Origin of the sequence: Pseudoalteromonas luteoviolacea S2607, assembly GCF_001625575.1 — a bacterium.
Lineage (GTDB): Bacteria > Pseudomonadota > Gammaproteobacteria > Enterobacterales > Alteromonadaceae > Pseudoalteromonas > Pseudoalteromonas luteoviolacea_E.
In genome coordinates this window covers 276884-299069 of the sequence record NZ_AUXV01000056.1, presented here as the reverse complement: position 1 = coordinate 299069, position 22186 = coordinate 276884, and the positions used below count along the sequence as shown (strand labels likewise).

General features: G+C 42.2%; 18 protein-coding genes. 10 read left to right on the top strand and 8 right to left on the bottom strand.

The window, feature by feature from the left end:
• Positions 1-24: 24 nt before the first annotated feature.
• The 4 genes from ccoP to ccoN are packed head-to-tail and all read right to left on the bottom strand — an operon-like array spanning position 25 to position 3245.
• A complete protein-coding gene (gene ccoP, locus N480_RS18485; protein WP_063373909.1) occupies positions 25-990 on the bottom strand; it encodes a cytochrome-c oxidase, cbb3-type subunit III in 966 nt (321 codons plus the stop codon).
• Positions 987-1172: a cbb3-type cytochrome oxidase subunit 3 gene (locus tag N480_RS18480; RefSeq protein ID WP_063373908.1), complete on the bottom strand. Its 186-nt coding sequence runs from the start codon at positions 1170-1172 to the stop codon at positions 987-989. The genes ccoP and N480_RS18480 overlap by 4 nt, the downstream gene beginning before the upstream one ends.
• Before the next feature lie 6 nt (positions 1173-1178).
• Entirely contained in the window at positions 1179-1799 is a 621-nt protein-coding gene (gene ccoO / locus N480_RS18475) for a cytochrome-c oxidase, cbb3-type subunit II (protein ID WP_063373907.1), read from the bottom strand.
• Between the two features lie 12 nt (positions 1800-1811).
• Complete coding sequence (gene ccoN / locus N480_RS18470; RefSeq protein WP_063373906.1) at positions 1812-3245, bottom strand: cytochrome-c oxidase, cbb3-type subunit I; 1434 nt, start codon at positions 3243-3245, stop codon at positions 1812-1814.
• Between the two features lie 468 nt (positions 3246-3713).
• On the opposite strand from ccoN, the gene N480_RS18465 reads away from it, so the two are divergent.
• From N480_RS18465 to N480_RS18445, 5 genes are all read left to right on the top strand, one after another.
• Complete coding sequence (locus N480_RS18465) at positions 3714-4019, top strand: hypothetical protein (protein WP_155732893.1); 306 nt, start codon at positions 3714-3716, stop codon at positions 4017-4019.
• A 460-nt stretch (positions 4020-4479) separates the two neighbouring features.
• A complete protein-coding gene (locus N480_RS18460) occupies positions 4480-7554 on the top strand; it encodes a hypothetical protein (protein ID WP_063373904.1) in 3075 nt (1024 codons plus the stop codon).
• A gap of 80 nt (positions 7555-7634) precedes the next feature.
• Positions 7635-8687, top strand: coding sequence for a hypothetical protein (locus N480_RS18455; protein WP_063374238.1), 1053 nt, complete (start codon positions 7635-7637; stop codon positions 8685-8687).
• 9 nt (positions 8688-8696) lie between these two features.
• Positions 8697-10586, top strand: coding sequence for a hypothetical protein (locus tag N480_RS18450; RefSeq protein ID WP_063373903.1), 1890 nt, complete (start codon positions 8697-8699; stop codon positions 10584-10586).
• 58 nt (positions 10587-10644) lie between these two features.
• Positions 10645-11124 (top strand): GreA/GreB family elongation factor, encoded by a 480-nt coding sequence (locus N480_RS18445; RefSeq protein WP_063373902.1) that lies wholly within the window; start codon positions 10645-10647, stop codon positions 11122-11124.
• Here the strand turns inward: N480_RS18445 and N480_RS18440 are convergent, their stop codons facing one another.
• Positions 11125-12114 (bottom strand): GlxA family transcriptional regulator, encoded by a 990-nt coding sequence (locus N480_RS18440; protein WP_063373901.1) that lies wholly within the window; start codon positions 12112-12114, stop codon positions 11125-11127.
• 122 nt (positions 12115-12236) lie between these two features.
• On the opposite strand from N480_RS18440, the gene N480_RS18435 reads away from it, so the two are divergent.
• On the top strand, positions 12237-14138 hold the full coding sequence (locus tag N480_RS18435) for a beta-ketoacyl synthase (protein ID WP_063373900.1): 1902 nt from the start codon (positions 12237-12239) through the stop codon (positions 14136-14138).
• A 91-nt stretch (positions 14139-14229) separates the two neighbouring features.
• Here N480_RS18435 and fghA read toward each other — a convergent pair whose 3' ends face one another.
• Both fghA and N480_RS18425 read right to left on the bottom strand, forming a co-directional pair.
• A complete protein-coding gene (fghA, locus tag N480_RS18430; protein WP_063373899.1) occupies positions 14230-15072 on the bottom strand; it encodes an S-formylglutathione hydrolase in 843 nt (280 codons plus the stop codon).
• A 79-nt stretch (positions 15073-15151) separates the two neighbouring features.
• Positions 15152-16273, bottom strand: a complete 1122-nt coding sequence (locus N480_RS18425) for an S-(hydroxymethyl)glutathione dehydrogenase/class III alcohol dehydrogenase (RefSeq protein WP_063373898.1) — start codon at positions 16271-16273, stop codon at positions 15152-15154.
• 98 nt (positions 16274-16371) lie between these two features.
• On the opposite strand from N480_RS18425, the gene N480_RS18420 reads away from it, so the two are divergent.
• A complete protein-coding gene (locus N480_RS18420; RefSeq protein ID WP_063373897.1) occupies positions 16372-17247 on the top strand; it encodes a LysR family transcriptional regulator in 876 nt (291 codons plus the stop codon).
• 5 nt (positions 17248-17252) lie between these two features.
• Here N480_RS18420 and N480_RS18415 read toward each other — a convergent pair whose 3' ends face one another.
• The gene (locus tag N480_RS18415; protein ID WP_063373896.1) at positions 17253-18908 is read right to left on the bottom strand and encodes a SulP family inorganic anion transporter; all 1656 of its coding nucleotides are present in this window, start codon (positions 18906-18908) and stop codon (positions 17253-17255) included.
• A gap of 156 nt (positions 18909-19064) precedes the next feature.
• Here N480_RS18415 and N480_RS18410 point away from each other — a divergent pair, with 156 nt between their 5' ends.
• From N480_RS18410 to N480_RS18400, 3 genes are read left to right on the top strand one after another with little or no spacing between them, the layout of a single operon-like run.
• Positions 19065-20267 (top strand): lipoprotein-releasing ABC transporter permease subunit, encoded by a 1203-nt coding sequence (locus N480_RS18410; RefSeq protein ID WP_063373895.1) that lies wholly within the window; start codon positions 19065-19067, stop codon positions 20265-20267.
• Complete coding sequence (gene lolD / locus N480_RS18405) at positions 20260-20964, top strand: lipoprotein-releasing ABC transporter ATP-binding protein LolD (protein ID WP_063373894.1); 705 nt, start codon at positions 20260-20262, stop codon at positions 20962-20964. The genes N480_RS18410 and lolD overlap by 8 nt, the downstream gene beginning before the upstream one ends.
• Entirely contained in the window at positions 20957-22186 is a 1230-nt protein-coding gene (locus N480_RS18400; protein ID WP_063373893.1) for a lipoprotein-releasing ABC transporter permease subunit, read from the top strand. The genes lolD and N480_RS18400 overlap by 8 nt, the downstream gene beginning before the upstream one ends.

Genomic DNA, 22186 nt, shown 5'->3' with positions numbered 1-22186 from the left:
GCTTACTAGGTTAATATAATTTACTTATTTGTCTTGTGAAAGGCTGTAGACATATGCAGTTAATAAGTGGACCTTATCTTCTCCTAGTATGTCTTTCCAAGCTGGCATCACACCCGCACGACCGTGACGAACTGACTCTTCAACAGCTCTTTGAGAGCCACCATAAAGCCATATATTGTCAGTCAAGTCTGGCGCACCAAATGGTAAGTTATGTGCAACGGAACCTTTGCCATCCATGCCGTGACATGCGGCACACATTGCAAATTTACTTTTGCCTGCATCAGCGTCTTTCTGATTGACTTTACGACCTGACAAACTAAGAACATAAGCTGTCATCTCTTTAACGCCTTGCTCGCCTAGCGCCGCTTCCCAGCCAGGCATTGCGGCAACGCGACCATGTAACAAGGTTTCTTTAATTTGGTCTGGGTTGCCACCATATAACCAGTCTTTATCAGTTAGGTTAGGGAAACCCAATCCACCACGTGCATCTGAGCCGTGACACTGTGCGCAGTTTTGCGCATACAGACGTTGGCCGATTTCAAGTGCTTCGTTGTTTTTTGCTAGTGCCAATACGTCTTGCTGAGCAAAAGCTTTGAATATAGGTCCGAATCGCTCGTCTGCGGCTTCAAACTCTTTATCAAGTTGCACCCAGACGCCACTTTGTTTTGCGTCTAGCACGGCTTGCTTGGATTCTTCCATCGAAGTGACACCTTGGTTGGAACTCGTCCAGCCTAACAAACCGGCAAAGTTACCCAAGCCTGGGTACATTGCTAAGTAGTAAACTGACCAAACAAAGGTTGCGAAGAACATATAGGTCCACCATTTTGGTAGTGGGTTGTTTAATTCTTCGATGCCGTCAAACTCGTGACCACAGCTTTCGCCTTCTTCGACACCTGTGTAGTTTTTCAGGTTCCAAATAAGCAGGCCAAATATCAGAGCCAGACATGCTAGGGTCAATACGATGACCCAAATACTCCAAAAGCTAGTCATTTTTCAGACTCCTTTTCCTCTTTTGAGATCGTGTTGTCATGTTTAATTTCGTCGTCGAAAATTGCTTTAGCGGCGTCGTCAAATCTACCTTTGGTCCGCTTGCTATAAGCCCACACAACAATCACAATGAACAGTACTAAAATTACCAGAGTTAAAATGCCTCTGTATGTGCCATAATCCATAATTAATTACTTCAAATGCGTGCCAAGTTGTTGCAAATAGGCGATGAGCGCTTCCATTTCTGTTTTGCCCTCAACAGCTGCTTTTGCACCTTGAATATCTTCGTCGGTATAAGGAACGCCGAAGTTTTTAAAGACCTCAAGTTTTTTGGCAGTTAATTTACCATCCAGAATGTTCTCTTCGAGCCAAGGATAGCCAGGCATATTCGATTCGGGAACTACTGAGCGAGGGTCGATTAGGTGTGCATAGTGCCAATCATCAGAATAGCGGCCACCTACACGGGCTAAATCGGGCCCAGTGCGTTTAGAACCCCATTGAAAAGGGTGATCCCAAACCGATTCGCCAGCTACTGAATAATGGCCATAGCGCTCAACCTCATCTCTAAAAGGGCGGATCATCTGAGAATGGCAGTTATAACAACCTTCTCTCACATAAATATCTCGTCCTTCCATCTCTAGTGCTGTAAGTGGACGTAAGCCATCAACAGGTTGGGTTGTGTCTTTTTGGAACATAAGTGGAGTAATCTCCACAAGTGCACCAAAGCTGATTGCAAACACTGTTAAAATAGCCATTAAGCCGACATTCTTTTCTACAATTTCATGTTTATTAGTAGAACCATTGCTGCTCATATTCGTTACCCCTTAAGCCATTTGTGTGTTTGCATCGGTAGCTAAAGAGCCACTTTTCGCTGTAACAGTGCGGAACACGTTATAGGCCATAACTAGCATGCCTACGACGATGAACACACCACCTAAGAAACGCATAACATAGAATGGGTAAGATGCTTCTAGCGACTGCACAAAGCTATACATTAATGTTCCGTCAGAATTAACCGCTCGCCACATAAGGCCTTGCATTACACCAGAGATCCACATTGCAACGATGTACAAAACTACACCAACGGTATGAAGCCAGAAATGCGTATTTACTAATTTAACGCTATACATATTTGCATGACCAAACAATGCTGGAATTAGGTGGTAGATTGCGCCTATTGAAATCATAGCAACCCAACCAAGTGCACCTGAATGTACGTGACCGACAGTCCAGTCTGTGTAGTGAGAAAGGGCGTTAACCGATTTGATTGCCATCATTGGGCCTTCAAACGTTGACATGCCGTAGAACGAAAGAGAAACAACTAAGAACCTTAATACTGGGTCAGTACGAAGTTTATGCCATGCTCCCGACAACGTCATAATACCGTTAATCATCCCGCCCCAAGAAGGCACGAAGAGGATAACAGACATAACCATACCCAAAGACTGCGTCCAATCAGGTAGAGCGGTGTAATGAAGGTGGTGAGGACCTGCCCAAATATACAAAGAAACTAGCGCCCAGAAGTGGACGACTGATAAGCGGTATGAATATACCGGACGTCCTGCTTGCTTAGGAACAAAGTAATACATCATTCCTAAAAAGCCAGCTGTGAGTAAGAAGCCTACGGCGTTGTGTCCGTACCACCATTGAACCATGGCGTCTACTGCACCAGCGTAAATAGAGTAAGACTTTGTTAAAGAAACGGGCACAGCCATGCTGTTTACGATGTGTAAAACAGCCACAGTAATTATAAACCCTGCATAGAACCAGTTGGCAACGTAAATGTGAGATACTTTACGATTAATAAGCGTGCCAAAGAAAACCACGGCATATGTTACCCAAACGACAGCAATTGCGATATCAATTGGCCATTCTAGTTCAGCATACTCTTTTGAGCTTGTGATACCCAAAGGAAGTGTAATTGCTGCTGCAACTATGATTGCTTGCCAGCCCCAAAAAGTAAAAGAAGCTAGTTTATCGGAGAATAAACGCGTTTGACATGTGCGTTGAACAACATAATACGATGTTGCAAATAATGCACTTGTACCAAATGCGAAAATAACAGCGTTCGTATGTAACGGACGAAGTCGAGAGTAAGTTAACCATGGAATGTCGAAGTTTAAAGCAGGCCAAGCGAGTTGCGCTGCGATAAAGACACCTACACCCATGCCAACGATGCCCCAAATCACTGTCATTATAGCGAATTGGCGTACAACTTTATAATTGTACTCAGTTTGTGATGCTACTGTTTGGCTCATTTTCTGGATTCCGCTGCAGTTAATGCGATTAGAAATGAATAACCTGTAAAACAGGCCCTATTTTTATATTTCAACAGGCTTGCTTTGAGTACGCTAAAGTGACAAAGCACGCCCGAGAAACCCTTATTTTTGCAAGGAAATAATAATTTTTTTGCAAAACAAAAGATACCTAAAACACCCTAAAGCATGACATCAATCAAATTTTCAGTGAGTAGACTGTATGTAACGAGTTTTGCCGCACCAAATCTAGACTCTACCTAAACTTAACTGGCTCAAACCAATCGAAAAGCGTAACATTGAGCTTACTTACTAAGCCTGATGTCAGTTTAAATTATGCGCTATTTTTCAACATTCGCAGTGGTATTTTTAGTTTCTTTTCTGGTGGCTTGTTCAGACCTAGATATAAGTATACATGAAAGTTCAGAAAAAAGTGAACGTTCAATTAAAACTAAAAATTGCACGCAGGAAATGCCTTGTGTTTTTCAAGACAACATCGCGTTTTGGGTTGAAATTGAGAAGCCTCAGCCAGAAACACCATTTAAGGTTTTTTTTACTTCACAGCAGCCTATTGATGTTAGCAATGCTCATTTGGAAGGCGTGTCCATGTACATGGGTAAGATCCCATTGCTGTTTGAAGAGCAAGGGGAGGGGGTATGGCAATCAGAGATTATGGTAGGGTCATGCAATTTGTCAGAAATGAAATGGAAACTCGTATTGCACAACTCAAATAACGACAAGTTAGATTTTTCTCCAAGTGTGTATACGTATCAATGATTATTGATGATTTGTACTGTTAAACTTGCTCGCAAAATTCACCAAATAGCCCTTTAATAAAAGTGTCATTTCGGTTTAATACGTCAATATCAAATCCCGTCTAGGTCTCGTATTTACTACGATTAACTTACTAATTACTTTTTAAACGGCAAAAATCAATAAAATTTAACTTTTATGATTAATTAATGATCGTATTGCGTTTTATTTATAAATTTGCTTTCATTGATTTAACAAGTTGTGGGTTTTTTATACTCTTTGCGCTTATATTGTTGCGTTTTTGGTGTTGTTTGTTGGGTTTGTCGTATTTCGGTTTGGCCTGAGTGCAGTAATTAGAATAGTTGATTATGAGCTAAGTACAAAATATCCAACAAAAAATATGAACCATCGCTAGAGTTTTATGCTTTTACAACTACGCTTTACATAACTAAAAGAAAAATGTTGGGCATTTAAGGAGGCCTCAGTGGTGAATAAAAAAATTTACCTTACCCCAGTAGCTGCATCGTTAGCTTTAACTCTCGGTTTAACTGGATGTAGTCTTTTTGATAGTGAAGACGGTGCCTCTACTGTACCTGTCGATCCAGTAACCCCCGTAGATCCTACAGATGTAGAAGGTACGGCCACCGCAGAGTTCAATGTTTTTGTTTCGGGCAAAGCGGTCAAAGGAACCATGAGAGGTGCAGAATTAACCGTTAAAGAGCTAAAAGATGGCGAGCTAATCGATATTGCTTTTAGGTCTGAGTTAGTAAGTGTAGAAGAAAAGGCTACTTCGACAACAGAAAGCGAAGCCATCGCAAAAGCACATGCACAAATCATTGCAGGTAGCCCAAGTTCGCTGCAGACTGCGGATGATGGCACCTACGGTTTTTACATTGACCAGAGTTTTAGTGGTGCACTCTACATAACTGTAAAGACTACCAAATCAAGTGGCTTTATTAAATGTGATGCAATTCTAGGATGTGGCTCTTTTTCAGCCGCTTCTTCTCTCGATGTGAACGCCAATTTAAAAGTCGATTTTGATGAATGGTATCAAGATGATTTGACGTTAAACGTAGTGAAGGAAATAACCGCACAAGCAAGTCGAAATGCGAAAGGAGCTGAGGGTACAACCAAAGCATATACAGCCAATGCAACAATTTTTACAAGTCTTGCAACGGAGTTACTGCAAGCCGAATCTGAAAACGGAAATGCGATTAACAGCGAGGTAATATCAAAGGCGAGTTTAAACACGTTACTCTTGCTATTGGGACCTGATGCAGCGAAGGAAGCGATTCTTCTTGCGGGTGATATTTCTATTGGTGGCGCAATTGACTTCACAAATGTCGGGTCTGATGATGTGGTTAATGCAGGTACGCTTGCTTTAATAAATGTTGCATCGACGATACAGAATATCGCGTCCAATGGAACAGGCTCTTCATTAGATTCAGTTATAGGGGTTCTGAAAGAGGGGGTGTCTGGCGGTGCGGTTAAAGGAAGTAATAATCAGGCGGTTGCAGCGCTTGCCGCAACGCTTCAAGAGGAAGTAACGAAAACCGCAACTGTATTTGTGGCTATTGCCAGTGGTGATGTTGAAGCGATAAAGAATGCTTTAAGAGACATAGCGCCAGAATTGAGCGATAACGCAATCTCTGAATTGGCAGACAAAGCAAAAGAGGCGCGAGATGAGGCGATTGAAGCCGGTGCTACAGATGAGTCGACTTTAAATGATGCAGCGGAAGACTCTAAAAAGGCTGTTGAAGACTTAGGGTGTACTGGTGATGAATGTAATGCAGGTGACCAAGCGCTGATAAATGAAGGGGTTGCCCAATTGAGCGAAGCGCTCTCAAACGCTCAAACTAGGTTCGCTACACTCAACGACAGGTTTGAAGGGTTAAATACGAGCTTAGCCGCGGTTGTCGCAGCTGGTCAAACACTCGATACTCAGGCTCAAAAAGAAGCTTACTTGCAGTTGGCGGATGGTTTAGTTGTAACGATTGGGGCGAGTAATCTTATTTCGGATATTACGAATCTAATTGCACAGGTCACGCTCATTGAGAGCAGTGCTGAGTCATTCACGTCTTTAACGAGTGCTGCGCAAGCAGTATTAACTGGTGCGCAATCATTGATACAAAATGCCAATACTGTGAATTCAAGCTATGTAGCTTTAGTGGCAAGTGCGAATGAGGAGCTACAAAAGGCATTAGATGCGTTTGGCGATGGTGAGAATATCGCAAAAATACTCGCTGAGACCACGCTTGCAAGAATTGTTGAGGCGCAAAACGATTTCAATGCTCAAAATAATACTTTAGATAACACCGTAGAGGATGCAACGAGCCAGTTTGCCGCTGCTACAGATACAAGCGCCCTAGAAGGGGCGCTAGCAACAGCGCAGAGTGCTGTTGAATTGTTTGGAGAGATAAATAACGGTGTGAGTGGAATTCTCAGTGACATTGCGCTGGCAAAAACGCGAGCTGAGAGTTATGTTTCGTCTGCTACTGACTCTCAAAAAGAAGAGGCTGAACAAATTCTTGCATCTGTGCAAGGTATTGAAAGCCAGTTTAATTCAGATCTTGCAGCATTTAGAGCGAAAGAGCAGTCTATTCGTGCATTACGAACTCAAATTTCAGCAGGGTTCGATGTCGCCAGAGGTAAGGAAGGTACAACGAGACTCACGTCAATTGGGTTTGTCACAAAAGATGGCGCCGATGCTGTCTTTAATGCCGGCGAAGTCGTTTATGACGTTGTAAGAGACATTTGGGAACAAGATCTTGGGTCAGGGTTGCATACCGGTACAGCACCAAACTATCCAGCTTGGACGTATACATATGACACAGACGGATATCGAATTGAACTGACAAATGCTCAGGAAGGTACTGATATCTCTGCGGTCGCGCAAGTGAACTCTGGTGCCTCTAGTCGGATTATTTTGACTTGGAGCGGTATGTTAAAAGCTGTTGAAGGCCAAACTGTTGAAGTGAAGTCACCAGATTTGGCAGAGTGTGAACGTTGGGCACTTGGTACCATAGAAACGCCAAACGCATCATGTTCTGTCATTTCAATCGACGGTAACATTGCGACGATAGAAGATGCCAAAGATTTTGAGGCGTCTAAAGCTGAAACGTTCAACATTGTTGAATTCATTGATGGTCAATATGGCTTCAATGGCACAATGTTTGCTGAGCTGACTTCAGTAGATGCAAATGGCAACCCATCTCCTCTATTTGTTGATGACGCGATTGAAGTTGCAGATGTCAGAATCAATGGTACAACCCAAGATTTAGTGATGGGTCTTGAGCTTGCATTGAGAAATGAAGATGGCGTCGATGAACTGGGTATGGCGAACGTGACGTTAGATCTGTTTAATGGTTACGCCTTTAATGTCAATCTAGTCGATTCAGATGCTCCACTTGTTGGTGAAGTCCTGATCAACAATAACTCGTCTCCATTAAAGGTGGGTGATGTACTTGAAATCACTAATGGATTCCGAGTTACGTATATTGACGGTGTTTCAATTGACTACACAGACATTGACTTCATAGGTCAATCGACCAATCAATAAAAAAATAATAACACAGGAAAGGCGGCACAATAGTACCGCCTTTGTTCTACTTGCTTATGATAAAATACGGCCTTTCTACTATGGCACTGTGTGCAGCGTTTACTTGCAGTGCGGCAGATATTGAGCTTCTTCACTCATTTGAGTCTGAGATTTATACAGAAGCACAGCCTGTAAAGTCTTTCCTTGATGAATTTGATCAACCGCTAACTTCAGGAGATAGCGCATTTACTTACAATATTTTTGAACTAGGCGTTAAATACAAAGGGTTTTCTTTTGGTGCACAAAGCCGATACAACTATGTTTTGGAATTCGACCCTGATACTGCGCTATTCACGTATTTGGAGAAAAATGACTTACCTTTCGAAAAGAGAAATTATCGATATTTACTCAAAGGCAAGCAATCAACAACACATGGTGTATTTTTAGCTTATGACATCGAAGCGCTTGGTAATGGGATCACGATTACACCCAAAGTGACATATTACCAAAGTGCCCATTTTCAAGATGCTGTTGTCGATGGCACAGTGTTCAGTGATGAAATTAAAGGGCAATTACAGACTGAGTACTATTTTTCGCGAGACATATTATTTAAGTCTTTCACTCCTGTCGAAAGACCAGAGGGAAACGGGTATTCATTTGATCTTGAAGTTCAATGGCAAGTTAATGACGACTTTAAACTCTCTATAAGAGCAAAAGACTTAATCAATGAAACTAAATATGATGGGGTAGGCTTCGTAAATGGATTTACAACAGATGTGCCTTTTACGGAGCAGGGAGACAGTATAACCACCGAGCCTTCAGTTCGATTACAAACCTCTGCTTTTGGTGGTGAAATTAAGTATTCATTTGAACATGATGCTCGCTACTATTTTGACATATCATATCGATATAGCGATCAAATTTCATTTGATGTATTTACCCGAAAATTCAATAGTGACACGTTTATTCAAAGTAATGTTCATTACCACTTCAGTGATAATTGGAGTGTTTTTTCTGGATATGAAACCCATTCGAAGGCCATAGAGCTTGGAATTACAAATAAATATTTTGGTGTCTCGGTTAAAACAGACAAGCTTGATTTAGATGACGCATATTATGCAAAAGTTAACTGGTATTTTAAGTTTGCGTTTTAGGGAGTAATTATGAAAAAGTTAAGTGTAATATGCGCTTGGGCTGTCTTTCTAGCAGGTTGCGGTGGCAGTGGGGGAGATGCACCAAAAGTAGCAGATATTGAACCTGGGTTTGGTAATGATGTAAACGCGCAATTAGAAGCTGAATTAGAGTTTTATTTACCCTCATTTCTTGCGCAAAAAGGTGAGCTGGTTATCACTAATCTGCAAGATAATTCTATTTCTACTCTTACGACAGATGCCTTAAGTGAGTTTTCCACCACATTAGCAGTAGGTGGACAGTATCATATTAAGTTTGAGCCGCAAAACGACCAAATATTGTGCCCTAAATTACTTGGTTGTGGCAGATCTAAGTTAAATGACCCTAACGATCTAAACGAAAATAATGAAATTGATTTTGGCGAGCCAGTCAACGCTAAATTAAACTTAGAACTTACTGCACTTCCAGTACCTGGTCTAAACCAACTTTATTTTTCGCCTTATTCGAGTGCTGTCGCGTTTAGTAATTATGATAGTAGGCCATTATCATTAACCGCAGCGCCACACTACCATTTAACGATCAACACTATACTTCAACGTAGAAAAGCAGAGTATGTCGCCAGTGCGATGACTTATGCAGACATTATGCAGCAGTACCAATCAAATACATCTAACTCGTCACAATTTGTTGATGCGTTTAACTCAGCCATGTCTGGGGAGAGCAATATTTGGACTTTGTACTCGGAGTTGGCGAATGAATATCTATCTGACACGCTATTAGGTGAAGACACAAATACCCTATATCGGCAACACGCCGCAAAAACATTACTTGAGGTGAATGAGTTATTTAGATTGCGCCCACTAGACAAAATGCAAAGCACCGTCACGCCATATAGTAACGAACTACTCAATGAAGTAAGAAATGCTCTTGGAGTACTTAGGCTTCAAGACGAACAATACAGTGCAGAATTAAAAGAAAAACTTAATGATGTTGAAAACATCGCGAGTGATGATGCACAAGAAGCTTTAGTGACGATTGGTGAGGTTATAGGGGATGTTGTAAAACACGTATCTCCAGCTGAGGGATCTGAGGCGGGGCAGTATGAATTAACCGGATTGAACATTACTTATGAAACGCAATTAGGTTTTCGTTGGAAGGTCATCGGCACTCGCCGTGGCTTTGATGTGAATATCGATGTTAGTGTGCCAGAATGGCGAATTAGCCCAACATTGGGAGATAAGATAGTTGGTACAGGTGGCGGGGTCGTTACCAAGCCTGGCACAAGCCTGGACTTTACATTTGAAACGTTTGAAATTGTGTCTAGCAGCAGCTTTGATCCAAATAATGTACAAGAAGTAACAGGTGTAGCATCAGCGAAAGGCAGTTTGGAGCTTACACAAACGAATGCCGTTTTAACTGGTAAAATTGAGCTTGATGCGATTCGTGAAGCTCTGAACATACGTTCCACCAAAACGATAATACCATACCTGATGGTGGATGGTGTGCTTACAACGCCAAATCAAACTACGCCGATTAGGCTTTATGCCAATGAACGCTCTCCGCTCGCAATAACTGAGAAGCTTGATCTTACATTTGGGGTGCAGTTAGAATTGGCGTTAAACGGTGGTAAAGATCTTCGCTTTCAGCTTAGTGGGGAGCCGAATACGTTTACTAACTTTGGTACGGTTGATGTCTCAATGATATTAGGCGGATATGTAAGCGAACTAACAGTAACCAATGTCGGTGGCAATATTAACTTAATCGCTCGAGGTAGAGACGGCTATTGGGTTGATATCAAGAAGAAAGATAAGCTCTATACTGGCGGGTTTTATTTTGGTGATAAAATCGTTGGGGATGTTAGGACTATTCGAGGCATCCCCGGAGTGTTGTTTCCAGATGGTAGCTTTGAGTCTTTGTTTTAAATTTATAGTGTAAAAGCAAGAAGGGCCGATTGGCCCTTTTTGTTTTTAAGAGGATACAGTGAAGAAAATAGTCGTTATTGAGGCGTTGAAACTCGCCCTAGAAGGTAAATTGTATGAAGCTAGAGCTGCGGCAGATAGTGCTCGCCAAGACGCTATCCATGAACAGAGCGCCGCAGAAACTCAATATGACTCGCTGAGTATTGAGTCGGGTTATTTGGCTGAAGGCCAAAGTGAGAGAGTTGAGCAGGCAATAAGTGCAATAAACGCTTTTAAAGAGACCTATAGTTTAAATACAGCAGAGCATGTTGTTGAAGGCGCACTAGTGCAAGTTTCGAACGAAGAAACACCTGCTTCGAACTGGTATTACATAGGGCCGGCAGAAGGGGGCCTAAAAATTGAAATTGAGTCGATTAACGTGATGATATTGACACTAGCCTCGCCACTGGGGCAAGCCATCGCTGGAAAAAGCTTAGGTGACGAGGTCGAGTTTAATTTTAATAATCGTATTCAATACCTGTGTATTGAAAACATTTTGTAATTACGAAAACAACTTTTTCCTTACGATTTGTCGGTAGTTGCTTGGGGTTTGGTTCATGTGCTCCTTAAATGCTCGTGATAATTGGCTTTGCGAGCTAAACCCTACCGTCAGAGCAATGTCTTGAATACTCAAGTTGGTCGAAGACAGTAGGTCAGAGGCCTGCTGTATTCTAACCTCTTGAACATAATAAATAGCCGTTTTACCTGTTGCTGACTTAAAGCGCCGATTAAAACTGCGGTAGCTCATGTCAAACTGTTCAGCCACATCACTAAGTGAAGTAATTGAGTTTGCATTATTTTTCAACCAAAACTGAATTGCAGCAATCTGCTCATCACTGTGTCTATCGACAGCTCCCTCTAAATAACGCTGCTCTTCATAGGGCTTTCTTATTTCGTGAGAAAAGTTTTGCTGAACGTGATTTGCAGCCTCTTTGCCATAGAACTGACCAATTAAATGTACAATTACGTCAGCTAAAGCATTGAGGCTCGCTACTGTATATATGCGATCGGATTGTGTGATGAAGTAGTCGGGTTTTAGCTGAACATGGGGGTAGCTTTTTGAAAATTGCTTAGCATAGTGCCAATGTGTTGTAGCAGAATGGCCGTCAAGTACTGCTGACTCAGCCAAAAAGCACACGCCAGTACCCACGCCAATTAGCGTTGCGCCTTGATACCAAGCTTCTGAAAGGCTCTCTGCAAGCTGAGGGTTATTGGCAACAACGGGCCTTGGATTACGCCAAATGCTGGGTACGATCACGTAATCATACTCCTTCAACGCTTTAAAATTAGAGTGTATATCCATAGAAAGGCCCATGGGCGTTTTTATAACTTCACCTGTTTGGCTTAAACATTCTATGTTAAGAGGCACAAATGAAGCTCGTGAGTGCCGTTTGGCAAATGCTTCTCCTGCACGGAGCATTTCAATTGGTAAAGTTACGCTAGTGATTAATAATTGTTCGTATAATGTTAATGCTATTCTAATTTGATTCATTGAAACTCATCTGACCACTCTGTGTTGGCGAAAAAAGCATGATTAATGGCGAAATATGTGAAGTTATATTATCTACTTCATTCTAGAATTATTGCAACAAATAAGTATTAAACGAGTTATATATGACAGCATTACCTATCATAGTCGGTATGGGCGGTATCAACGCCGCAGGTCGTACGTCTTTCCACCAAGGTTACCGAAGAATCATACTTGATAAGCTTGATGATGCTGCGAGAAAGGAAACTTTTCTTGGCCTCGCTACGTTGATGAACTTAGTATCTTTTGAAGAAGGCAAACTAGTCACTCATGATGGGGAAGTCGTGAGTCCAGAAGATGTTGAGAAAAAATTTGGTGAGCAGATAATTTCTGGCACTTTGATTAGAAAAATCGAAAAAAATCACTTTGATGTAGACGCCACACATTGGCACCAAAAGCTGACTATTACTGCAAATAGCAGTGAAGGAATCTCTTTTACTTGTAGAAAACGCGATCTGCCATCTCCCGTACCTAGTAGTTGGATTGTTGAAGAAATTGAACCAAAAACGGTTAGTGTTAGAGTTCCTGAACAGCTAGAAATAAAACATGATAGTTACAGAGATAACCCTATAAAAGCTGCGGGTCAGCTACCTACCGGCTTTGAACCAGCTAAAATGTACAACAGCCGCTATCAACCAAGAGGCTTGCAGGCTACCATTTTTGCAGCAACCGATGCTATCAAATCAACAGGCTTAGACTGGGACCACGTAATTAACAGTGTAAAACCTGACGAAATCGGGACTTACTCGGCTTCTGTAGCAGGGCAAATGGACGCAGAGGGCCTAGGTGGTCTTGTTAGAAACAGATTAAAAGGTGATCGTGTTAGTACAAAGCAGCTAGCTTTGGGCTTAAACACCATGTCTACTGACTTTATCAATGCATACGTTACAGGAAGTGTAGGAACGACTTTTTCTACGACGGGTGCATGCGCAACATTCTTATATAATCTCAGAGCTGCTGTGAATGACATTCAAGCTGGACGTACACGCATTGCTGTTGTAGCGAGTGTCGAATGTGCGTTAACACCAGAAGTCATTGAAGGCTTTGGTAATATGGGCGCACTAGCAAATGAAGAGGGTTTGAAAAAGCTTGATAACTCAGATGTTGCTGATCACCGCAGGACCAGTAGGCCGTTTGGTGAAAACTGTGGATTCACAATTGGTGAAGGTGCGCAAGTTGCAATCTTAATGGATGACAAGTTAGCACTTGAATTAGGTGCTGAAGTAATGGGTTCAGTCGTCGATGTGTTTGTAAATGCCGATGGTGTTAAAAAATCTATCACAGCGCCAGGGCCGGGCAATTACATTACGATGGCTAAATCGGTTGCGCTAGCTCAGCAAATCGTTGGCTCCGAATCGTTACAACAACGCAGTTTCATCCTAGCACATGGTTCGAGTACGCCACAAAACCGCGTTACTGAGTCAGCAATTTATCATAAAGTTGCAGAAGCATTCTCGATTGAAGGGTGGAAACTAGCCGCACCAAAGGCATTCGTAGGTCATACAATTGCCCCAGCTTCTGGAGATCAATTGGCGATGGCACTAGGTGTGTTCAGCCATAATGTTATGCCAGGCATTACAACTATCGATAAAGTTGCAGATGATGTTTGGAATGAACACCTAGATATTCGAACTGAGCACTATGACTGTGGTGAGATGGATGTCGCATTTATTAACTCGAAAGGGTTTGGTGGCAATAATGCAACTGCGACCGTATTCTCGCCTAACGTAACTCAAAGCCTATTGAGAAAGCGTCATGGAGAAGAAGCGCTTGAATCCTACTCACAAAAATTGAATCAAACCGTTGTTAATCAGCAGGCTTATAAAGATGCAGCTGATCTTGGGCAATACGAGCTTATTTATCGTTTTGGCAATGGCATGATTGATGAATCAGGTCTACAACTTGATCAGAGTGAATTACATATCCCCGGATTTGAACAACCTATTTCCCTAGATGGTTTGAATCAGTATCAGGATATAAGTAAGTAATTAAAATTAATGTTAAGCAATTAAAGGCGCTAGGGAAAAGCGCCTTTTTTCTGTGTGCAGTTTAACTAATAGCACAGCAACCCAACGACACTCACTTCAAAGCAGTTGCATGAAATTTAATGTGGTGCCCGATGAAAGAAGAAATGAAAAAATAGCTGTGATCATAACCTTCATGGTTCTGATAATCGACCCCAAAATCTTTAACTCGTGCTGCTTCTATAAAGTTTTCAGGCTTCAACTGGGCCTCCAAAAACTGATCTGCCGCACCTTGGTCTATCTTAATTGGCAGTTTTCTGTCGTAAGAAGAAGTTTGCATTAATACGGTAGCATCGTATTCATGCCAAGTTGCCGTATCATCACCTAGATAACCTTTAAACGCTTTTTGTCCCCAAGGACAATTAATGGGGTTGACGATTGGTGCAAAAGCAGAGATGCTCTGGTAATCAAGACTATTGCGTAATCCAATGACTAAGGCGCCATGTCCGCCCATTGAGTGCCCGCTAATACTTTTTTTGTCGTTTACAGGAAAGTTGGCTTCAATAAGTGCGGGTAATTCTTTGGTTATGTATTCATACATATTGTAATGAAGGCTAAAAGGCGCTTGTGTGGCGTTGACATAGAAGCCAGCTCCTAATCCGAAATCATATGCACCATCACTGTCATCAGCGACGTTTTCACCTCTTGGGCTTGTATCAGGCGCGATTATGGCAATTCCATGTTCACTTGCGTATTTAAACACACCTGCTTTTTGCATAAAGTTCTCATCAGTACAGGTTAACCCTGATAACCAATACAAAGAAGGCACCTGTTCACCATTTGCGACTTGCTCAGGCAAAAATATAGCAAAAGTCATCTCGCAATTATTGACGGAGCTCATGTGTTTATATCGCTTATGCCAACCGCCGAATACTTTGTTTTCGCTTATCAATTCCATACTTACTCATACACCCTTGTGTTAATTGGATTGTAGGTTGATTTGTTGGCGGCAGCAAAACCTACCGCCACTCAGACTTTTAGTAGTGGATAACAGAGCGAATGCTTTCGCCGTTGTGCATCAATTCAAATGCTTCATTAATGTCTTCAAGTTTCATTGTGTGGGTTATAAAGTCATTGAGTTTGAATTCGCCATCCATATATCTCTCTACTATTTCAGGCAGCTCAGAACGGCCTTTTACGCCACCAAAAGCGCTACCGCGCCAAACGCGACCAGTCACTAATTGGAAAGGCCTTGTAGAGATCTCTTGTCCAGCACCGGCAACACCAATGATCACCGACTCCCCCCAGCCTTTATGACAACACTCAAGCGCGCTGCGCATAACGTTCACATTACCGATACACTCAAATGAGAAATCAACACCACCATCTGTCATCTCAACAATGACATCCTGAATCGGCTTGTCGTAATCATTTGGGTTGATTAAATCAGTTGCTCCGAGCTTTGTGGCTAATTCAAATTTGTCAGTATTGATATCAATACCAATAATACGACCAGCACCAGCCATCGTAGCGCCGATGATGGCTGACAGACCAATACCACCTAAGCCAAAAATTGCGACCGTGTCTCCCTTTTGCACTTTAGCTGTATTCAGTACAGCACCCATACCTGTTGTAACGCCACAGCCAAGTAAGCAAATTTCTTCAAGCGGAGCCTCTTTGTTTACTTTTGCAAGCGAGATCTCTGGCAGTACCGTATACTCTGAGAAAGTAGAAGTGCCCATGTAATGGTAGATTGGTTCACCGTCTTTATAAAAGCGTGTGGTACCATCTGGCATAAGACCTTTACCTTGGGTCTCGCGAATTTTTTGGCATAAGTTAGTTTTACCTGAAGTACAGAACTTACATTCGCCGCACTCTGGCGTGTAAAGTGGAATAACATGATCGCCCACCTCTAGACCTGTTACGCCTTCACCTACAGCTTCAACTATACCTGCACCTTCGTGGCCAAGAATCGCTGGGAATACGCCTTCAGGATCATCACCAGACAGGGTGAATGCATCAGTATGACAAACGCCTGTAGCGGTGATTTTTACCAACACCTCACCAGCTTGAGGCATCATGACATCTACTTCTTCAATACTAAGTGGTTGACCTGGGCCCCATGCGATGGCTGCTTTTGATTTGATAAATTGTCCCATTTCTTTGTTTTCCTACTTTTATAGATGAGCTTAGTATAACCTTTATTATAAATTTGATAATCTCCAAAATAATAAAATACTTTTACGGATATGTAATAATGGACAGATGGGTAGGCATTGATGAATTTGTTGCAGTAGCGGTCTGTGGTTCGTTTACAGGAGCTGCAGAACAACTAGATACATCTGTAGCACAAGTCAGCCGTCGTGTGAAAGCGTTAGAGGGAACGTTGGGTTACCAATTATTAAATCGTACAACGCGCAAGTTATCTCTAACGACTGAGGGGAATGTATTTTTATCTCATGCAAAACACTTGCAGCATGTCCTTGATGATGCAACATCAGCACTACGACAACGTGATGCGGAACCAGCAGGAAAGATCAAAATAACCGCACCTGTGATGTATGGAGAGCAATACATCATGCCACTCGTTAATAAGTTCATGTCTATATATCCCAATATTCAGGTAGATATGGAGCTAAATAACAATCAGCTTGATTTGATAGAGCAGGGCTTTGACTTTGCAATTAGGCTAGGCAACTTGAAGGACTCTTCTTTAAGGGCTAGATTACTAGCTCACCGCCAAACGTTGGTTTGTGGCGCACCTAAATATTTGTCTAACGCACCAAAACTCGAAACACTGAATGATTTAGAACATCATTACTGCTTGTTAGGCAAGTCAAGTGCATGGAGGTTTTTAGATGAAGGCAAAGAGGTGCAATTACATGTTAAAGGCAGACTAAGGTGCAACAGTGGGTGGGCATTAGTGAATGCGGCGGAGCAGGGCCTTGGTCTCGTTCAACTTCCACACTATTACTTAGAGGAAGCGATCGAAAATGGTGCCTTGGTTGAAGTCTTGCAAGAATTTGAGCCTGAATCAGAAGGGATCTGGGCGGTATATCCACCCAGAAGGTATTTGCCTACTTCAGTTAGAGAGTTGCTTGAGTTTCTTGCAGCAGGGTTAGGCAGAAACTAACCCGGTTAACTCAAGCTCATAACATCTAATGCTTTGTTTAGCGCTGACTCTCGACTAGTGCAAAACGCATCATCGCCTAGCTTTTCACGTACATTAATCTTGTTTAACCTTTCACTCGTTTCTTGATTCGGCGAATAGATGAACACCTGCACATTTGCATCAACAGCATCTGAGATAGCGTTTTCAATAGCAAGGCTGACTGTTACGTCCAACATGGCAACGTCACTCAAGTCCAAAACCATCGTTTTATATTCACTAATCTGCCTATGTTGACGCGCGATCGCTTTAGATACGCTAAAAATCATTGGACCAGATAAGTAGAAAAACAGTAACTGACCTTGTGCTTTTTCAAGGAGTGACTTCTCATGTGCGGTTAAAGGTACATCTTCATCAGTATCACTGTCGCTGATTGCTTTCACGTGTTGTTCTTGCACACGGCTCAATCTCTCAATTACCATGATATTAGAAATGAAAACACCTAACCCCACAGCAACAATCAAATCAACAAACACGGTGAGAAGCATAACGCCATACATGATCGCCATCTGGCTGATACTGATTTTGTGCGCGCGCTGAATAAAGCTCCAATCGAGTATGTTATAGCCTACATATACAGCGATACCGGCTAATACAGCCATTGGAATTGGTTCTGTCAGGCTTCCTGCTACAAAAACCACGGCCATTAGAATGAGTGCTCTGATAATTCCTGCGAGGGGAGATCTCGCACCTACTTGAATGTTTACAACTGTTCCCATTGTTGCACCGGCGCCCGGTAATGCACCAAACAGCCCTGAGATCATATTTGCAATACCTTGGCCACGTAACTCTTTGTCAGAATCGTGTTCGGTTCTGGTTAAACTGTCTCCAATAACAGCAGTAAGTAACGTATCTATGCAGCCTAGTGTACCCAGTACTAATGCGTCGATTACCATCGAGGTAAATTGGTCAGCAGTAAACGTTGGCCACACGATCGAAGGTAGCCCACTTGGGATTTCGCCGATGCGATTAATACTGTCTGTATCAAACAATATGATCGAAAGAAGCGTAACCGCAACTAAAGCAACAAGTTGTGCGGGAACATATTGTCGATACTTTTGTGGCAAATAAAATAATATAGCAAGAGTGATTGCACCTAGAAATAATTCTGCAAAGTGCAAATCAAGTATTAATGCTGGCAGTGCTGATAAAGTACCTAAAACGCCACCAGCAGGCGACTGATGTCCTAGTAATGGTGCCAGTTGCAATATTATGAGGATCACACCAATACCAGACATAAAGCCCGATATCACACTATATGGCATAAGCGTGACGTATTTACCTAACTTCAATGTACCCAAAAGTATTTGGAATGCTCCAGCCATCATAACGACGGTAAAGCCCATAGCCAACCCGCTTTCGGGATATTGCGCCATCATGGTGGTCAAAACAGCTGTCATAATAACAGTCATCGGACCTGTTGGCTCAGAAATTAAGGAGGTTGAGCCGCCGAATAAGGCAGCGAAAAGACCGACGAGAATAGCGCCCCACATTCCTGCTTCTGCACCGGCACCAGAAGCAACCCCGAAGGCTAGGGCGAGAGGGAGAGATATGATTGCGGTGGTCACACCACCGAAAAAATCTCCCTTTAAATTCATATGCTTAAATCTGTCTAGGGATAACATAGAACTTCCATACCGCAAGATTTCACGCATTTTACACTAAATTAAGATATTAAGTAGCGGATAATTAAAAATTTTTTACACATCTAAGTGTGACCGTAAATTCCTATCTGTGTTAGGATTAGTTCCTAGATGAAAATTCAGAATTAAATTTTTAATATGTTTCAATCGGTTAGCTTGTTTGTCGGGCTTAGGTACAGTCGTTCCTCAAAAGGTAACGCCTTTGTTTCTTTTATATCTTTCTTCTCAATTGCAGGTATAGCACTTGGACTTATGTCTTTAATAACGGTTAATTCGGTTATGAACGGCTTTGAGCAGAGTTTGAAAAGTGCCATGCTAGATCTAATACCTCATGTGCAACTAGCGAAAAAAACACCTGATCAGCCGCGAATAGAAGCTGAGCAGTTCGCAACACTGCCCAGTGTCCAGCGTGTTACGCCGTACGTTACATCAGATGTAATTTTGCAAACGAATAAAGAGCTGGTGGGCGTAAGGTTACAAGGTACATTTAAAGGTTACCCTAGCGCCATTTCTAGACATGTCGAATCAGGCAGTGTTCAAACCTTAGAGGATTCGCGTTATCAGTTGGCCCTGAGTCGTTTTCTGGCAAATAAGCTTGATGTTAGGCTAGGGAGTAAGGTGCGAGTTATTTTTCCTGATATAACGAGCTACACTCCGCTAGGGCGTGTGCCAAAACAGCGCTTATTTACGGTCGCGGTGATCTATAATTCTGCCAGTGAGGCAGATACTAGCTTGGCGTTTGCCGATGGCACCAGTCTATTAAAGCTATTAAAGAAAAAGCCAGATGAGTACGATGTAAGTATCACGCTTGAAGACGCTTTTTCTGTCGCTCAGTTCAAACAAACTAATCAGGCATTATTCTCTCAGTACGAGTACCAAGATTGGCAGGTACAGCAAGGGGCGCTATTCGCAGCTGTCGCTATGGAGAAGCGTGTAATGTCTTTGCTTCTCGCATTAATCGTCATTGTCGCGGTGTTTAATATCGTTTCTGCTCTCTCCATGATGGTCAGCGAAAAGCAAGGAGAGGTCGCAATTTTACAAACTTTAGGGTTCACACCGAGTAGAATTGCTCAAGTATTCATGGTTCAAGGTTTATATAATGGTGTGGTTGGTACTTTAATAGGGTCTGTTTTAGGTATTGCACTTGCGGCCAATATAAATGAAGTACTGAATTTAATTGGCTTATCTCTGCTTGGAGGAATGGCGCTACCAGTTAAATTTGATTCAGTCAGCCTGTCTTTCATTATTTTTACAAGTTTATTATTAAGTTTTTTAGCAACACTTTACCCTGCAAAAAAAGCAGCAAAAGTGATGCCTGCTGAGGTATTAAGATATGAGTGATCCCGTTATTCAGTGTCAGAAATTAAGCAAGTCTTATCAAGAAGCTGGCTCACAGGTTTCGGTACTAAAAGGTGTTGATCTATCGCTGAAACAAGGAGAAACCCTATCTATTGTGGGAAGCTCAGGCTCGGGGAAAAGTACACTCTTGCATATATTAGGAACGCTTGATGGCGCAACAGATGGTAGTTTAAAAATCAAAGGGGTGGAAGTAGACAAGCTCTCTCGGGCTAAGCAAGCTGAATTCCGTAATCGCCATATGGGCTTTATTTACCAATTTCATCATTTGTTGATGGATTTTAGTGCATTGGAAAATGTTGCGATGCCACTGCTAATAGCTGGCAAGTCAAAAGCTGAAGCAAATCAAACAGCCACAGAAATGCTTGAAAAAGTAGGCTTAGCACATCGAATTGATCATCGACCTTCAGAATTGTCTGGTGGAGAAAGGCAACGAGTAGCCATTGCAAGGGCGCTTGTAACCAAGCCTTCTTTGGTACTCGCGGATGAACCTACCGGAAACTTAGACAAACATAATGCGCTTAAAATTTACGAGTTATTAAACGAATTGAATCAGGAGTTTGAAACAAGTTTTGTTGTTGTAACTCATGATCTAGAGTTGGCCGAAAAGCTGGGGCGGGTCGTGCAATTGGATGATGGTGTGCTCGTTAATTACCAAGGCGCTGGAGTGAAGCATGCTTAGTTTATTTTTAAGCAAGCGACTTCGTGAATCAAAAAACCACAGTGGTTTGTTTGGCTTTTTAAGCAAGGCGTCTACCATTGGTGTGTTTCTCGGTGTGACAGTCCTTATTGTCGCACTGTCGGTTATAAATGGCTTTGAACACCAGCTTAAGGAAAGGTTGTTATCTGTTGTCCCGCACGTTAGTTATCAGGCACCTTACGATCCGATAGAAGATTGGCCTAAGAAAGTCCAACTATTAGAAGCGCAGCCTGGTGTAAAGTCTGCGGTACCTGAGATAAACCTCACCACTATGGTCCAGTTTAAAGGTCAGCTAAAAGCAGCTCAGCTCAAAGCCATTGACCCGACGAGGCATCAAGGTGTGTCAAGCATTGGGCTCTATATAAAATCGTTTCAGCTTAGCCAATTATCCAGTGATGAGATTTTGTTAGGTAGAGAAATTGCAAAGCAATTGCAGGTTCAAGTTGGCGATAAAGTGACTATATTGATTGCAAACCAACATGCAAAAAATGCCCTCGCGGCACCAAAAAGAGTGTCATTTAGCGTTGCTGGGTTGATTGCAATGGGTGGTGAAGTAGATAGAAACCTCGTGGTGGTCAGCTTACCAAAGATCCAAAAAGCGTTGTCGTTACCTGAAAAGACTGTAACAGGCTTAAGACTCTCAGTTGATGATGTATTTAATGCACATCAAATTGCGATGAGCGCAGGTAGAGCACTGCCAGACCTTGTGTATGTTGAGAGTTGGTTTCGTACCCAAGGAAGTTTATACCAAGACATTCAAATGGTAAGAACTATTGTATATTTGGTGGTCTTTTTAATCATAGCGGTGGCAAGTTTTAATATCATTTCATCTATGGTGATGGAAGTAAAAGAAAAACAAGCAGATATTGCCATTCTTAAAACCATGGGAATGCAGGATAAAACGATTTTTATGACGTTTGCTGTACAAGGTTTGAGTTATGCCATGGTTGGGGCTTTTTTTGGGCTGGCACTGGGCACTTTGATTGCGTTGAGTATCACTGACTTGTTCTCTTTGTGGATTTCACTTGATGGAGCTAATCCATTGCAGGGCGTTTACTTCATAGAGTTTTTACCAAGTAAACTCGTGTTCGCTGATATTATCATTGTATTGGCCGCAACGTTAATTATCTCTGTATTATCGAGCGTGTATCCGGCATGGCAGGCTACTAAAATCGAACCGGCTCGAGTGTTAGGTGGTGGGTAG